Source organism: Virgibacillus indicus (genome assembly GCF_002266285.1).
GTDB lineage: Bacteria > Bacillota > Bacilli > Bacillales > Amphibacillaceae > Virgibacillus_K > Virgibacillus_K indicus.
In genome coordinates this window covers 1-423 of sequence record NZ_NPMS01000054.1, presented here as the reverse complement: position 1 = coordinate 423, position 423 = coordinate 1, and the positions used below count along the sequence as shown (strand labels likewise).

Here is a 423-nt window from a genome sequence, read left to right as displayed (position 1 = left end):
TTCTGGTACGGAAAGTGATGCGAAAAAAACAGCGGCAGTCGTTGAACAGTCGCTGAGCCGACAGGCGCTGGCTGCACAGAAAGCGGGGATTTCCGTCGGGCAGTATAAAGCCGCCATGCGTATGCTGCCTGCACAGTTCACCGACGTGGCCACGCAGCTTGCAGGCGGGCAAAGTCCGTGGCTGATCCTGCTGCAACAGGGGGGGCAGGTGAAGGACTCCTTCGGCGGGATGATCCCCATGTTCAGGGGGCTTGCCGGTGCGATCACCCTGCCGATGGTGGGGGCCACCTCGCTGGCGGTGGCGACCGGTGCGCTGGCGTATGCCTGGTATCAGGGCAACTCAACCCTGTCCGATTTCAACAAAACGCTGGTCCTTTCCGGCAATCAGGCGGGACTGACGGCAGATCGTATGCTGGTCCTGTC

Annotated in this window: 1 protein-coding gene; it reads left to right on the top strand. The window is 61.5% G+C overall.

Going from position 1 to position 423, the window contains the following annotated elements:
• Nucleotides 1-423: phage tail length tape measure family protein (locus CIL03_RS19440; RefSeq protein WP_206207726.1), on the top strand; the 423-nt coding region annotated here is incomplete at both ends.